The sequence below is a fragment of the Cupriavidus sp. UGS-1 genome, from assembly GCF_021213615.1.
GTDB lineage: Bacteria > Pseudomonadota > Gammaproteobacteria > Burkholderiales > Burkholderiaceae > Cupriavidus.
In genome coordinates, this window is record NZ_JAJQJF010000001.1 from 301,412 (window position 1) to 316,951 (window position 15,540).

General features: G+C 69.7%; 8 protein-coding genes. 1 reads left to right on the forward strand and 7 read right to left on the reverse strand.

Going from position 1 to position 15,540, the window contains the following annotated elements:
* Nucleotides 1–16: 16 nt before the first annotated feature.
* The 3 genes from LRR16_RS01335 to LRR16_RS01345 all read right to left on the reverse strand — a co-directional run bounded on the left by LRR16_RS01335 (nucleotide 17) and on the right by LRR16_RS01345 (nucleotide 6,674).
* Nucleotides 17–2,077 carry an alpha-amylase family glycosyl hydrolase gene (locus LRR16_RS01335; RefSeq protein WP_232204557.1) on the reverse strand — a complete coding sequence of 687 codons (2,061 nt, stop codon included), beginning with the start codon at nucleotides 2,075–2,077 and terminating at the stop codon, nucleotides 17–19.
* 87 nt (nucleotides 2,078–2,164) lie between these two features.
* Nucleotides 2,165–3,943, reverse strand: coding sequence for a glycogen synthase GlgA (gene glgA, locus LRR16_RS01340; protein ID WP_232204558.1), 1,779 nt, complete (start codon nucleotides 3,941–3,943; stop codon nucleotides 2,165–2,167).
* A gap of 241 nt (nucleotides 3,944–4,184) precedes the next feature.
* Nucleotides 4,185–6,674 carry a glycogen/starch/alpha-glucan phosphorylase gene (locus tag LRR16_RS01345; protein ID WP_370646743.1) on the reverse strand — a complete coding sequence of 830 codons (2,490 nt, stop codon included), beginning with the start codon at nucleotides 6,672–6,674 and terminating at the stop codon, nucleotides 4,185–4,187.
* Nucleotides 6,675–7,313: 639 nt separating this feature from the next.
* On the opposite strand from LRR16_RS01345, the gene LRR16_RS01350 reads away from it, so the two are divergent.
* Complete coding sequence (locus LRR16_RS01350; RefSeq protein ID WP_232204712.1) at nucleotides 7,314–8,333, forward strand: DNA topoisomerase IB; 1,020 nt, start codon at nucleotides 7,314–7,316, stop codon at nucleotides 8,331–8,333.
* A gap of 40 nt (nucleotides 8,334–8,373) precedes the next feature.
* Here the strand turns inward: LRR16_RS01350 and LRR16_RS01355 are convergent, their stop codons facing one another.
* From LRR16_RS01355 to glgB, 4 genes are all read right to left on the reverse strand, one after another.
* Nucleotides 8,374–8,730, reverse strand: coding sequence for a response regulator (locus tag LRR16_RS01355; RefSeq protein WP_172682431.1), 357 nt, complete (start codon nucleotides 8,728–8,730; stop codon nucleotides 8,374–8,376).
* 79 nt (nucleotides 8,731–8,809) lie between these two features.
* Nucleotides 8,810–11,050 carry a 4-alpha-glucanotransferase gene (malQ, locus tag LRR16_RS01360; protein ID WP_232204560.1) on the reverse strand — a complete coding sequence of 747 codons (2,241 nt, stop codon included), beginning with the start codon at nucleotides 11,048–11,050 and terminating at the stop codon, nucleotides 8,810–8,812.
* Between the two features lie 75 nt (nucleotides 11,051–11,125).
* The gene (glgX, locus tag LRR16_RS01365; protein WP_023263416.1) at nucleotides 11,126–13,255 is read right to left on the reverse strand and encodes a glycogen debranching protein GlgX; all 2,130 of its coding nucleotides are present in this window, start codon (nucleotides 13,253–13,255) and stop codon (nucleotides 11,126–11,128) included.
* Nucleotides 13,256–13,266: 11 nt separating this feature from the next.
* A complete protein-coding gene (glgB, locus tag LRR16_RS01370; RefSeq protein ID WP_232204561.1) occupies nucleotides 13,267–15,534 on the reverse strand; it encodes a 1,4-alpha-glucan branching protein GlgB in 2,268 nt (755 codons plus the stop codon).
* Nucleotides 15,535–15,540: the final 6 nt, after the last annotated feature.

Below are 15,540 nucleotides of genomic sequence, written 5' to 3' on the forward strand. Positions count from 1 at the left end.
GGCAAGCGTGCGGCGTTCAGCCGGTGGTATTGACGGATGGTTGCTGCTGCCCGGATTGCAGATAGGCGACCGTGGCGCCGGCGGGCAGCGTGCCCGCTTCGAGCAGACGGGCGGCGCCGGGCTCGCTCTCGGCCAGCAGCTCGCCTTGCGGCGCGTCGCCGCAGGAAACGACGGCGTCGCCGAGATTGGCCCACAGCGTCAGCAGCGCGCCGTCGCCCAGGCGCCAGCTGGCACGCACCGCCGCGTCGCCGAGCACGGCGGCGCCTTCGCAGCGCGTGCCGGGCAAGCGCGGCAACAGCTCGCGCCGGCGCAGCGTGATCAGCGACTTGTAGTACTGCGCGTATTCACCGTCGGGGTCGAACTCGGGCCGCGATGCCTCGAAGGTGGTCGGCGCATTCGGGTCCGGAATGCTGTCCGCGCGCGCGCCGTCGGCAAAGCCCGCCATCGAGCCGAACTCGCGGCGGCGCCCTTCGCGCACCGCATCGGCCAGTTCCGGCGGATGGCTGGTGAAGTAGAGGAAGGGCGTCTGCGTGCCGCCTTCCTCGCCCATGAACACCATCGGGATCTGCGGACACAACAGCTGCAGCGCGATCGCGGCGCGCAGCGGGCGCGGCTTGGCCAGCGCCGTGATGCGCTCGCCGAACGCGCGATTGCCGATCTGGTCGTGGTTCTGCAGGAAGCTGATGAACGCGGTCGGTGGCAGGTCGGCGCTGCGCTGCCCGCGATGGACGGGCTTGTCGCCGCCCGATTCGCGCGTGCGATGCGGCGACGCCTCGCCCTGATAGGCGAAGCCCTCGGCCAGCACGCGCGCCAGATGGCGGGTGGTGGGGCCGAGCGGCTGGTGGTCGCCCCGCGGTGCCGCGTCCTGGTCATAGGCGCGGCCGTAGTCCGGACCGGGATGGCTGCCGGAATCGGCGCGATGCGCGGCATCGGCGCCGGCGCCGAATTCGGGCGCGACCACCGCGCCATAGTCGGCGTAATAGCCGTCGTGTTCGCCGGTCAGCAGCACGTGCAGCACGTGGTGCGCGTCATCGTTCCACTGCGCGTCGTAGCCGCCGGCGAGCAGCGCGGCATCGTTGTTGTCGTTCTCCAGCACCAGATGAATCTGGCGGCCGGCGCAGCGCTGCCGCAGCGTGGGCGCCAGTTCGGCCAGCCAGCCCTCGTCGGCGATGGCGTGCACCGCATCGAGCCGCAGACCGTCGAAGCGGAAGTCCTGCAGCCAGTAGCTGGCGTTCTCGGTGAAGAAGTCGCGCACTTCCTGGCGGCGGAAGTCGATGGCCGGGCCCCAGGGGGTGCGCACATCCTCGCGGAAGAAGGCGCTGGCGTAGCGCGGCAGATAGTTGCCCTCGGGGCCGAAGTGGTTGTAGACCACATCGAGCAGCACCATCATGCCCAGGCCGTGCGCCGCATCGATCAGCGCCCGCAGCTGGTCGGGCGTGCCGTAGCTCGATTCCGGCGCGAACGGCAGCACGCCGTCATAGCCCCAGTTGCGGCTGCCGGGAAACTCGGCCAGCGGCATCAGCTCGACCGCGGTAAAGCCGAGCGCCGCCAGCCGCGGCAGTTCGCGCGCCGCGCCGGCGTAGCCGCCGCACAGGCCGACGTGCATTTCATAAATGATGGCTTCGTGCCAGGGCCGGCCTTGCCAGTACGGATGGCACCACTGATAGGCGGCCGGATTGACGACCACGCTGGCGCCGTGCACGTCGCCGGCCTGCGCGCGCGACGCGGGGTCCGGCACGATGGTGCCGTCGCCAAGACGGAACCAGTAGCGCGCGCCTTCGCAACAGGCCACGGTGGCCTCGAACCAGCCGTCGGCGGCCGGCGTCATCAGCACCGGGCCGGCGTCGTGGATCTCGAGCCGGGGAATCTCGCCCTCGGCCGCCATATCGGGCGCCCACAGCCGGAAGCAGGTGCGGCCGTCGGCCAGCCGCAACGGTCCGAAGCGCGGCTGGCTGGCCGGCGCCGCTTCAGGCGCGCTGCCCAGCGGCGCGGCCGCCGGCGCGGTGCCCAACGTTTCCCAGCCGCCGCGCGGCTGGGCCGCGGCCGCCGCGGCAGCGGGATTCGGCTCTACGCTCATGATGATTTCCGTATCGATGAAAGGCGGGCGGCGGCAGCGGCGACGGCGCGCGGCCCGCGCACCGTGCCGTCCCGCCGGCTTGGGACATCAGGCGGCCGCCGTCGGCAGCGCATCGCCGAACCCGCCGTTGTTGGCAGTCGCACCGGCCTGCGCGGGAGCCGCGCCGCGGTCGACGCGTGCGCTCCGGCTGCGCCGCCGCGACGGCGAGGCCTGGATCGCCAGTTCTGGCGCCGGCTCCGGCGCCATGACCGGCGCCATCGCGGAAGCGATGGCCGGCGTGGAGCGCGGCGCGCGCTGCGGGACGCGTTGCGGCTGCGCGGATTCGGCCTGCGCCACCTCTGCTGCGCACTGCGTGGCGCGCTGCATCGCCAGCGCCGATGCCAGCGCAGGCGACAGCGCGCTGTACAGCGACAGGTATTGCTCGGCCGGCCGGGTCCAGCAGAACAGCGACTGCATGCCGGCGCGCTGCAGCACCTTCCACGCGCGCGGCCGCCGCAGCCATTGCAGCGCGCGCTCGATCGCCGCGCTCATCGCCTCGACGGTCTCGCCGTCGAACAGGAAGCCGGTGGCGCCAGGCCGCGGGGTCGAGCCGTGGCCGGCGTCGCGCACGGTATCGACCAGGCCGCCGACGCGCGAGGCGACCGGCACCGTGCCGTAGCGCATCGCATAGACCGGGGTCAGCCCGAAGGGCTCGAAGCGGCTGCCGTGCAGCAGCACGTCGGCGCCCGCGTGCAGCAGATGCGCCGTTTCCTCGCGGTAGCCGATCGACACGCCGACGCGCTCGGGATAGCGCGCGGCCAGCGCCTCGAAGCCGCGCTCGATCGCGGCGTCGCCACAGCCGAGCACCGCGAACTGCACGGTGTCGTCGGCCTGCAGCGCGCGTTCGATGGCACCGAGCGCGACATCGGCCATCTTCTGATGGGTCAGCCGGCTGCCCATCGCGACCAGCGGCGCGGCGGGATCGGCCGGCAGCCCGAAGCGGTTTTGCAGCGCCGCCTTGCAGGCGCGCTTGCCGGCCATCGAATTGGACGTATAGCAGTGCGGCAGCAGATCGTCGCTGGCCGGGTCCCAGTCCTCGGTGTCAATGCCGTTCGGGATCGCGCCCAGCACATCGCGCCGGGCCTGCAGCAGTCCTTCCAGCCCGTGGCCGAACTGCGGCGTCAGCATCTCCTGCGCATAGTTGTGGCTGACCGTGGTGACGCGGTCGGCGTAGCGGATGCCTGCCTTCAGGAAATTGAGCTTGCCCCAGAACTCGACGCCGTCGGAGGTCAGGCAGTCGTCCGGCAAGCCGAGCTGCCGCGCCAGGCACAGCGGGAAAATGCCCTGGAAGCCCAGGTTATGGATCGTCAGGATGCTCGGCGTGTCCAGCCCGGCGGCGCGCATCAGCAGCGGCGTCAGCCCGGCATGCCAGTCGTGCGCGTGCACGGCCGCGGGCATCGGCAACGGTGTGCGGCCCGCGGCAATCGCGGTGGCCGCATGCGCCAGCGCCGCGAAGCGCTGCGGGTTGTCGGCAAAGTCGCGCCCGGTCGGGTCGGTGTACGGCGTGCCGGCGCGATCGTAGAACGACGGGCAATCGAGCAGGGCGACCTGCACGTTGCTTCCCGGCATTCGGCCGAGCATCAGCCGCATCGCGCTATGCCCGGGTGCCAGCGCCAGCCCGGGCGCGCTCTCGGCAAGCTTCAACGCGCCGAGGCTGCGCAGCCCCACGGCGCCGGCCAGGGCCTGCGGATAGCCCGGCATCAAGATCGTGACATCGAGGCCCCGCTGCTGCAGGGCGCGGGCCAGCCCGCTGACGACATCTCCCAAGCCGCCTGTCTTGGCCAAGGGCATGGCCTCGGCCGCCACGAATAGCACGTTCGTGTTCAAGTTGATCTCCGCCATTCTGAATGCGCTGGTGGTGGGGCGGCGGTCGGGCTGCACCGCCGCTGTTGCACTTCACTTGCGGAGCGTTGTCGCGAGGCCCCGGCGCGTGAAGCGTTGGAGCCATGCGAATGGCATGCCAGCGTGGCGTGAGTTTCGCAAAGGCTTTGCGTTCAACGGTTTGCGTAACTGGTTCGTAACTGTTGAAACAAGCGCTGCGTAAAGGCTCCGCCGGCCGGTGTAAGAACTACATGCCCGGGCCGCCCTTGTGGCGGGTGCCCGCGGTGCTCATCGCGGCGCGATGCAGCAGCGGCACCGGCACCGGCTCGACGCGCCAGATCCGCTCGCAATACTCGCGAATCGCACGATCAGACGAAAAACGCCCCGAGCGCGCGCACGACAGCACCGACATCCGCTGCCAGCGCGTCTGGTCGGTGAACGCAGTGGACACGTCCTGCTGGCAATGCAGATAGGAGGCGAAGTCGGCCAGCAGCATGTAGGGGTCGTGCTGCAGCAGTCCGCCGAAGATCGGCTGGAACACCGACGGATCGCCGCGCGAGAAGAACCCCTGGGCGATCAGGTCGATCACCGCGCGCAGCTCGGCATGGCTCTCGTAGCAGGCGGCCGGCCGGTAGCCGGCGGCCTTCAGCGCGTAGACCTCCGAGGCCGACAGCCCGAACGGGAAGAAGTGATCGGCGCCGATCGCGTCGCGCAGCTCGATATTGGCGCCGTCCATCGTGCCGATCGTGATCGCGCCGTTCATCGCGAACTTCATGTTGCCGGTGCCGGACGCCTCCTTGCCCGCCAGCGAGATCTGTTCGGACAGGTCGGCGGCCGGATAGATCTTCTGCCCATAGGTCACATTGAAGTTCGGCAGGAACACCACCTTGAGCCGGTCGCGGACCTGCGGGTCGCGGTTGATCACGTCGCCGACGGAGGTGATCAGCCGGATCATCAGCTTGGCGTAGTGGTAGCCCGGGGCCGCCTTGCCGGCGAACAGGAAGGTGCGCGGCACGATGTCGGCGTTTGGATCGGACTTGATCCGGTGGTACAGCGCGACGATGTGCAGCACCGCCAGATGCTGGCGCTTGTACTCGTGGATGCGCTTGACCATCACGTCGAACATCGACGCCGGATCCACGACGACGCCGGTGGTCTCGCGCACCAGCCGCGCCAGGTCTTCCTTGTTCTCGCGCCGCGCCGCCTGCCACCGGTCACGAAAGCCGGTGTCGTCGGCGTACGGTTCCAGCTCGCGCAGTTTTTCCAGGTCGCCGATCCAGCCATCGCCGATGGACTCGCACACCAGCCGCGCCAGCCTGGGATTGGACAGGGCCAGCCAGCGGCGCGGTGTGACGCCGTTGGTGATGCTGGTGAACTTCTCCGGCCACATGGCGTAGAAGTCCTTCAGTACGTCCTCGCGCATCAGCCGCGAATGCAGCTCGGCCACGCCGTTGATGGTATGGCTGCCGACGCAGGCAAGATGCGCCATCCGCACATGACGCTGGCCGCGTTCGTCGATCAGCGACAGGCGCGACAGCTGCGACTCGTCGCCGAAGAAGCGGATCCGGACCTCGTGCAGAAAGCGCGCGTTGATCTCGTAGATGATTTCGAGATGGCGCGGCAGCGTGCGCTGGAACAGCGGCAGCGGCCACATTTCCAGCGCTTCGGGAAGCAGCGTGTGGTTGGTATAGGCGAAGGCTCGGCGGGTGATCTCCCAGGCTTCGTCCCAGGCCACATCGTGCTCGTCGACCAGCAGCCGCATCAGTTCCGCGATGCCGATGGCCGGATGGGTGTCGTTCAGCTGCACGGCGAACTTCTCGTGAAAGCGCGTGACGGGAATGCCATGCGCGTCGAGCAGCCGCAGCATGTCCTGCAACGAACAGGACACGAAGAAATATTGCTGCTCCAGGCGCAGCTCCTTGCCTTGCTCGGTCTCGTCGTTGGGGTAGAGGACCTTGGTCAGGTTCTCCGAGGTCACCTTCTTGCTGACGGCGCCAAGATAGTCGCCGCGATTGAACACGCCGAAGTCGAACGCCTCGGTCGCCTCCGCCCGCCATAGCCGCAATGTGTTGACCGTGTTGACGCGATAGCCAAGGATCGGCGAGTCGAAGGGCACGCCGACCACCGTCTTGGCCGGCACCCAGCGGACCCGATAGTGGCCGCGATCGTCGGTGTAGTGCTCGGTCTGGCCGCCCAGCTTGACCTGGACCGCCCATTCGGAGCGCTGGATCTCCCACGGATTGCCGTGGCGCAGCCAGGTGTCGGTGCTCTCGACCTGCATGCCGTCGATGATCGACTGATGGAAGATGCCGTACTCGTAGCGGATGCCGTAGCCGAGCGCGGGGATCTGCATCGTCGCCAGCGAATCGAGGAAGCAGGCCGCCAGCCGGCCCAGGCCGCCGTTGCCCAGGCCCGGCTCCAGTTCCTGTGCCAGCACCGTGTCGAGATCCAGGCCGAGCTCGGCCATGGTTTCCTTGACCTCGTCGAAGATGCCCAGATTGACCAGGTTGTTGCCCAGGTGGGGGCCCAGCAGGAATTCGGCCGACAGATAGGCGACCGTGCGCGAAGGCTGGCCCAGATAGGTCTCCGCCGTACTGATCCAGCGCTGCACCAGCCGGTCGCGCACCGTATGGGCGAGCGCCTGATACAGGTCGTTGGGACTGGCAAGGCCGGGCAGCTTGCCCTGCGTATAGAAGACGTGATCGAGGAAGGCGCGGCGGATGGTCGCGCCCGACATCGCGGTGCGAGTGTCCTCGTGGCTGTCTGGGGGCATGGTTTCGGTGAGCTGCGCCCGGGCGGCTTGCGGCATGGCGGTCCTCCGGTTGGAAAACCGCAAACAGCTGCAAGAGACGTACCTTGCCGTCGGTAAGCGCGTTTTGCTTGACCAGACGGGCATCGGCGCCCTGGCGGTTTTGCCAATTATTGGTGAGTTTGTAGAAAACGGTTAGATCTGATGCGGGATGCGGTCGGCTCCCCTCTCCCGCTGGCGGGAGAGGGGTTGGGGGAGAGGTAGGGCGGCCGATCCGCAACGTCACCAGCCATCCTGCCGCCCGATTCCCTCTGCCCGACCCTCTCCCCGGCCCTCTCCCCGGCCCTCTCCCCTCAGCGGGAGAGGGGGAACACCGGCGTCGATGTCGTCCGTTTCCTACAAACGATTGCGCTAGCGGCGGGATGCATCGGGCGCCGCCCCGGACTAATGTCGGAATGCCATCCCGGACAACGGCGCAACGACGGCTCGACACGGCGCCGGAGGGGAAGGGCGGAGAGGGGAGACACGATGCGCGCTTCGACGCCAGCCGCCGACAGCGTGACGGCAGGGACGACAGCAGGGACCACGGCAGCGGCCGCGGCAACGACCGCGGCGGCGCGCGACGCAATGCCGCGCGGCGTCCGCTATGTCAACGACACCGGGCCCGGCATTACCCGGCGCCAGCTGCGCGGCCGCTTCGCCTACTTCGCCCCCGACGGCACCCGCATCCGCGATCGCGACACCATCGCCCGCATCGATGCGCTGGCGATTCCCCCCGCCTACCAGGACGTCTGGATCTGTCCCGATCCGCGCGGCCATATCCAGGCCACCGGCCGCGACGCCCGCGGCCGCAAGCAGTACCGCTACCACCCGGCCTGGATCGCACTGCGCGACGAGAACAAGTACGACCGCCTGCTGGCATTCGGCCGCGCGTTGCCGCGGCTGCGCCGGCGCGCGCGGCGCGACCTGCAGCGCAACGGCATTCCGCGCGAGAAGGTGCTGGCCGCCGTGCTGCTGCTGCTCGACGCCACGCTGGTGCGGGTCGGCAGCCGGCGCTACGCGCGCCAGAACCGCACCTACGGCCTGACCACGCTGCGCCGCCGCCATGTGCAGGTGCGCGGCAGCCGGCTGCGCTTCCTGTTTACCGGCAAGAGCGGCGTCGAGCATGACGTGACGCTGCAGGATCGCCAGCTCGCGCGGCTGGTGCGCACCTGCGCGGACCTGCCGGGCCAGCATCTGTTCAAGTACCGCGACGAGGACGGCCAGCTGCGCGAGGTCGGTTCCGACGATGTCAACGTGTACCTGCGCGAACTGGCCGGCGAGGACTTCACCGCCAAGGACTTCCGCACCTGGGCCGGCAGCGTCCATGCGCTGGCCGAACTGCGCAAGGCGCCGGCGGCCGAGTCGGAGGCTGCCCGCAAGCGCGCGGTCGCCGCGACGATCAAGATCGTGGCCCGGCGGCTGCGCAATACGGTCGCGGTATGCCGGCAGTGCTATGTCCACCCGACCGTGGTCGACGCCTATATGAACGACAGCATGGCGGCCTGCGTGCAGTGCCGCCGCTCGGTCGCGGCGCTGAGCATGGACGAGACCCGGCTGCTGGCGCTGCTCGAAGCGCAGGGCGCGGCGGCCGGCGAGCGCGGTTAGCGGATTCGGGGCAAGGGCGTCAGGGCGCTGGCGCCTCGGCCTAGCTCTGTTCGAGCAGTTCGTCGATCGTGCGGATCAGCGTGTCCGGCGCGCAGGGCTTGCGGCAGTAGCGCACGATCGGATTCGGCACCTCGGGCAGCGTCTGGATGCTGGTGAAAACGACAATCGGTGTATGACTTAGCGACGCGTCGCCGAGCAGCAGATGACACAGCAAGGCGCCGTCGCCGCGCGGCATGACCCAGTCGGTGACAACCACCGACGGGTGCAGCCGCTGTGCGGCATCGAAGCCGGCCAGTCCATCTTCGGCCAACTCGACGGTAAATCCCGCGCGGCTCAGGGCGCTGGCCATGGCATGGGCTACGGCGGGATCGTCGTCCACGACGAGTACGGTTCGCACGGTCAGACCTTGTGTTTGCAGATCGCAATCGTTTCGACCGTGCCATGCAAACCGCGCGCCAGGGGACGCCGTCCGCGACTCAGCCCTTCGGCGCACGCCCCGTGCGCAGCGCGTCGATGCGCCGCTGCACGCCCGGCTGGCTGAACAGCGCCTGTACATCAAAGCGCAGCCGGCGCTGCCAGTTCGGATGGCCGCTGGTGGTGCCCGGCAGGTTGGGCTGTTCGACGTCGGCCAGCAGGTCCTCGACGGGCACCAGCCGCAGCGGCGTGCGGGTGCGCGACAGCCAGGCAAGGATCGTGGCCACCGGCGCGCGGTCGGGGTCGGGCGCCTCGCCCTTGGCGAGCCCGGCCTCGCACAGCGCCTGCCAAAGCGCCTGCCGGTCGCGGGCGCGCTCGGCGCGCGCGCTGGCCTCGGTGACATCCGGGCCAAGCTGGTCCAGGCGCGCGCGCCACGTGATGTCCTGCCCCGCCCACCAGCCGGCGATGGTCGGCAGGTCGTGCGTGGTGGAGGTCGCGACCGCGTTGGTCGGCCAGCGCTCGGGCGGCACGAACGCCGCGGGGCCTGCGTCCGCCTCGTCCCCCTCGTCCACCTCCTCGGCCTTGTCCGCCTTTTTTCCCTTGCCGCCAGCTTCGCCCTCCGGCTGCGCGCGCTCGAACCACAGCACGTCGATGCCGAGCATGCCGCGCTCGGCCAGCGTGGTGTTGAAGGTGTCCGGCACCGTGCCGAGGTTCTCGCCGATGATGATCGCGCGATGGCGCCACGATTCGAGGGCGATCAGCCGCAGCAGGTCGTCCATCGGGTAGCGCAGATAGGCGCCGGATTCCGGCGGCATGCCTTCGGGCACCAGCCAGACGCGCGCCAGCCCGAGCGCGTGGTCGATGCGCAGCCCGCCGACATGCGCGAGGTTGGCCCGCAGCATCTCGATGAAGCCGGTGTAGCCGTGCCGGCGCAGGCCCCGCGGCGAAAACACCGTGATGCCCCAGCTCTGCCCCAGCGCGTTGTACACGTCGGGCGGGGCGCCGGCGGAAAACCCCTGCAGCATCTCGTTCTGCCGGGTCCAGGCATGGCTGCCGGTGGGGTCGGTGCCGACCGCCAGGTCGCCGATCAGGCCGATCGCCATGCCGGCATCGCGGGCGCTGCGCTGCGCGGCGCGCAGGCCGTCGTCGGCCAGCCATTGGAGGAACACGTGATAGCCGATCTCGTCGGGACAGGCGCTGGCGAAGGCCGACAGCGCCGCGTCCTGCGGCGAGCGATGCGTGACGGGCCAGCGCCGCCAGTCGCCGGCCACCTGCAACTCGGCGCGGGTGCCGGCCTGCGCCACGTGCTGGGCCTGCAGCGCCTCGAAGGCGGCGTGCGCCAGCAGCGGCGTGCCGCCATTGCTGCGGAATTTCGCCAGATCGTCGGCGGCGTCGGCGGGCAGCAACTGGTCGCGGTGCTCCCATAGCCAGCGCGTGATCTTCAGCCGCGCCTGCGCGACCGCCGGCCAGTCGATCTCGGCCTTCGATTCCAGCGTCTGCATCACGCCGCCCAGCTGCAGCGCCGAGATCGCGCGCGCCACCGCCGCCTGGCCGAACACCGGCGCCGGGTCGGCATAGAGCACGTTCAGGAACAGCCGGCTGGACGGCGAATAAGGGCTGTAGCGTTCGGGAAAGGCCGCAAAGCCGGCGTGCAGCGGACTGATGGCGACGGCGTCGGCGCCTTCGCGGGCGGCCGCTTCGGCGAACATCGCCAGCGCGCTCAGGTCGCCGATGCCGGCCGGCGCGCCGCGGCGCAGGCCGTAGACCTGCACGGACGGGCCCCAAGGCTTGCGGCTGATCCGCTCCTGCTCGGACAGGCCGATGCCGCGCAGCGCGTCCTGCACGCCGAAGCAGCGCAATGGCGCGACGGCCACCTTGACCTCGATGTCGCCCATCAGCAGCCGATGGTAGCCATGGCTCTGCACCGCCGGCACGATCAGCGCGCCGTGCGCATCGCGCCGCGCGACGCCGGTCTGCACGCTGCCGTCTTCCAGTTCGAGCCGGAACGGCTGCTCCTGCCGGGTATGGACGAGCGGCACGCGGATCGGCTTGCCCTGGTCGGCCGTCAGCAGCGGCGCCAGCGCGGTGGCGGCATCGTCGGCCAGCATCCGGGCGCGCGAGGCCTCGCACTGGCCGATGGTCTTGCAGGGCAGCTCCAGCCGTTCGAGCACGGCCCGCAGCGATGCCTCGGGGACCACGCGTTCGCGCCCCTGGGCATCCTGCCAGTGGACCAGCAGGCCGGCGCGCTGGGCGAGCAGATGCAGCGATGCGAGCGCGGCATCGGGATTGGCTTGGCGCGGCATGGTGAGACTCCTTTGTGGCTGGCTGGTCGGGATGGCGGACGATGGCAAGGATGGCCGTTGAACCGGGTCCGTCCGCTACGACGGCCCCGACGGCGCCAGCGTGGCGGCCAGCAGCACCGCGGCGTGCGGCGCGACGGGCTGGACCGGGTGATCGAGCGGCGCTTCGGGCAGCTCCGGCCGGGCGCTGTCGAACAACCGGGACCAGATCAGCGCCGGCGGCGGCAACCGGTATTCGACCGGCTCGGTGCCGGCGTTCAGCAGCAGCACCGTCACATGGACCTGACCGTCGGCGTCGCGCGTCGCGCGCCTGAGCGCCAGCGTCCGCTCCTCGGGATTGGACCACTGTTCGGGCGTCAGCGGTTGGCCGTCGACGCCGAACCAGCCGATATCGTGAAGACCCGGTGCGAATTCCTGACGACCGTGCAGGAAGTGGCGTTCCGCGTAGGCGGGCAGCCGCGCGCGCAGGCCCAGCAGCCGGCGCACGCATTCGACCATGCCGCGCCCGGTCGGCGTGCGCGCCTCGTCCCAGTTCAGCCACGACAGTTCGTTGTCCTGGCAGTAGGCGTTGTTGTTGCCCTGTTGCGTGCGCAGCCACTCGTCGCCGGCGGTCAGCATCGGCGTGCCTTGCGACAGCAGCAGCGTGGCCATCATCGCGCGCGCGACCTGGCTGCGGGTGGCAAGGATGGCCGGATCGTCGGTCGGGCCTTCCACCGTGCCGTCGGGGCTCCAGTTGGCACTGGCGTTGTCGTCGGTGCCGTCGCGGTTGTCCTCGCCGTTGGCCTCGTTGTGCTTGGTGGCGTAGCTGACGAGATCCGCCAGCGTGAAGCCGTCATGCGCGGTGACGAAGTTGATCGAGGCCCAGGGCTTGCGGTGGCGCCGGTCGAACAGGTCCGCCGAACCGGTCAGCCGCGCGGCCAGATCGCCGCGCTGGCCGGGGTCGCCGCGCCAGTAGCGCCGCACCGTGTCGCGGAACTTGTCGTTCCATTCGGCGAAGCCTGGCGGCTGGTTGCCGACCTGATAGCCCCCCGGACCGAGATCCCACGGCTCCGAGATCAGCTTGACGCGCGACAGCACCGGGTCCTGCAGCACCGCGTCGAAGAAGCCGGCGCCCGGATCGAAGCCGTTGCCCTCGCGGCCGAGCGTGCTGCCCAGGTCGAAGCGGAAGCCGTCGACGTGGTAGCACTGGACCCAGTAGCGCAGCGAGTCGAGCACCATCTGCAGCACGCGCGGATGCGACAGGTTCAGCGTGTTGCCGCAGCCGGTGTCGTTGATGTAATGGCGCTCGTCGCCCGGCACCAGCCGGTAGTAGCTGGCGTTGTCCAGTCCCCGCCACGACAGCGTCGGACCCAGCTCGTTGCCTTCGCAGGTGTGGTTGTAGACCACGTCGAGAATCACCTCGATGCCGGCTGCGTGCAGCCGGCGGATCGCCACCTTGACCTCGTTGAGCTCGCCGCCGCTCAGATAGGCCGGCTCGGGCGCGTAGTAGCTCAGCGTGCTGTAGCCCCAGTAGTTGCGCAGTTCCCGCTGTACCAGGAAGCGGTCCTGCAGGAAGGCGTGGATCGGCAGCAGCTCGATCGTCGTCACGCCAAGGTGATGCAGATGATCGACGAAGCGCGGGTCCGCCAGCGCGGCGAAGGTGCCGCGCTGATGCGGCAGCAGGTCCTCGCGCCGCATCGACAGCCCGCGCAGGTGCGCTTCGTAGATGACGGTACGTTCCCACGGCACCGCCGGCGGCCGGTCGTCCCCCCAATGGAAGCTCTCGTCGACGACGATCGCCTTGGGCATCATCGGCGCGCTGTCGCGACGGTCCGGCGTCAGGTCGGCGCGCGGGCTCTGCAGCCGGTAGCCGAACAGCGCATCGGCCCAGCGCAGCGGGCCGGTCAGCTTGCGCGCATAGGGGTCCAGCAGCAGCTTGGCGGGATTGAAGCGATGGCCGTGGTGCGGTTCATACGGGCCGTGCACGCGATAGCCGTAGACCGTGCCGAGCGCGGCGTGCGGCAGATAGCCGTGCCAGACCTCGTCGGTGCATTCGGGCATCGTCAGCCGTGCCAGCTCCTTGCGGCCGTTGCGCGAGAACAGGCACAGCTCGACCCTGGTGGCGTTGGCCGAGAACACCGCGAAGTTGATTCCGAGGCCGTCCCAGTGGGCGCCGAGCGGGTAGGGTTTGCCGGGAAGGAGCGTGCTGGCGATCGGGGAACGCGACAAGCAGGACCCTCCTAGTCGGGCAGATGGCGCAGCAGCAGCGTCGCCAGCGGCGGCAGCGTCAGCGACAGCGAGGCGGGCAGCCCATGCGACGGCTCGGCCTGCGCGAACAGTTCGCCGCCGTTGCCGACATTGCTGCCGCCATAGCAGGCGGCATCGGTATTGAGGATTTCCTGCCAGCGTCCGGCATGCGGCACGCCGAGCCGATAGTCGGGCCGCGGCACCGGCGTCATGTTGACCACCGCGAGCACCACGTCGCCGCTGTCAGGCGCCGCGCGGCGCAGATAGGCGAACACGCTGTTATGGCTGTCGTCGCCGATCACCCAGCTGAAGCCGCCCGGATCGTGGTCGCAGGCGTGCAGCGCGGGCAGCTCGCGATAGACGCGGTTCAGGTCGCGGATCAACATCTGCATGCCGCGATGGCTGGGATGGTCGAGCAGCGCCCAGTCGAGCGCGCTCTCGTGGTTCCATTCGAGCCATTGCGCGAGCTCGCCGCCCATGAACAGCAGCTTCTTGCCGGGGTGGGTCCACATGAACCCGAAATACGCGCGCAGGTTCGCCAGCTTCTGCCAGTGGTCGCCCGGCGCCTTGTTGATCAGCGAGCCCTTGCCGTGCACCACCTCGTCATGCGACAGCGGCAGCACGAAAGCCTCTGACCACGCGTAGACCATGCCGAACGTCATGTCCTGGTGATGCCAGGCGCGGTGCACCGGATCGTGCGACAGATAGCGCAGCGTGTCGTGCATCCATCCCATGTTCCACTTGAAGGTGAAGCCCAGCCCGCCGCTGTCGACCGGCGCGGTCACGCCCGGCCACGCGGTCGACTCCTCGGCGATCGTCATCGCGCCGTGGCAGCGTTCGCGCACCACGGTGTTCAGCTCCCGCAGGAACGACACCGCTTCCAGGTTCTCGCGTCCGCCGAAGCGGTTCGGCACCCACTGGCCGGCCTTGCGGCTGTAGTCGCGGTACAGCATCGAGGCGACCGCGTCGACGCGCAGCCCGTCGATATGGAACTCGCGCAGCCAGTGCAGCGCGCTGGCCAGCAGGAAGCCGCGCACCTCGTTGCGGCCGAGGTTGTAGATCAGCGTGTTCCAGTCCTGATGGAAGCCCTCGCGCGGGTCCTGGTGCTCGTACAGCGCGGTGCCGTCGAACTGCGCCAGGCCGTGCGGATCGGTCGGGAAGTGCGCCGGTACCCAGTCGAGAATCACGCCGATGCCGGCCTCGTGGCAGCGGTCGACAAAGGCGGCAAAGGCCTGCGGCGGCCCGAAGCGCGCGGTGGGCGCGAACAGCGACAGCGGCTGGTAGCCCCAGGAGCCGCCGAACGGATGCTCGGTGATCGGCAACAGCTCGATATGGGTAAAGCCCAGGTCGCGCACATAGGGGATCAGGCGCTCGGCCAGGATCTCCCATCCGCGCGAAGGATCGTTGACCTCGCGCAGCCACGAGCCGGCATGGACCTCGTAGATCGACATCGGCGCCGAATACGGGTCCTGGCTCGAGCGGCGGCTCATCCAGGCCTGGTCGGTCCAGCCGAACGGCGGCGCGGAGACGCCGGCCTGCGTGACCACCGACGCGGTGCCTGGCGGCAGCTCGGTGGCCAGCGCCAGCGGATCGGCCTTGTCGGGCAGCGGATGGCCGTTGGCGTCGCTGAGGTCGAACTTGTAGCGGCTGCCGGGCTGCACGCCGAGCCCGGCCGGCACGAACAGCTCCCATACGCCGGCGCCGTAGCGCAGCCGCATCGGATGGCGCGCCGGATGCCAGCCGTTGAAGTCGCCGATGACCGAAACGCGGCTGGCGTTCGGTGCCCACACCGCGAAGCGCACGCCCTCGATGCCGTCGACCGTCATCCATTGCGCGCCCAGGCAGCGGCCGAGTTCGAAATGCCGGCCCTCGCCGATCAGGTGCAGGTCCAGCTCGCCGAGCAGCAGGTCGAACGAATATGGATCGGCGCTCAGCTGGCGGGTGCCGTCGCCCCAGGTGATATCGAGCCGGTAATCGCGCCGGCCCAGCCTGTCGGGCAGCGTGCCGGCGAAGATGCCGCCGGCGTGGATGCATTGCATCGGACCGATCGCGTTGCCGACGTTGTCGGCCAGCGCGACCGACTGCGCGCCGGGCAGGCAGGCACGCACCACCATCCGATCGCCCTCCCGGTGCGGACCGAGCAGCGAAAACGGATCGGCATGCCGCGCGCCCAGCAGGGCGTCGTATTGGGCGGCGGTGTGTTCCGATTGCCCGTGCTGGCCCCGCGTCGACGCGGGGCCGGAGGAAGTCATGGTGACCATGGTTGC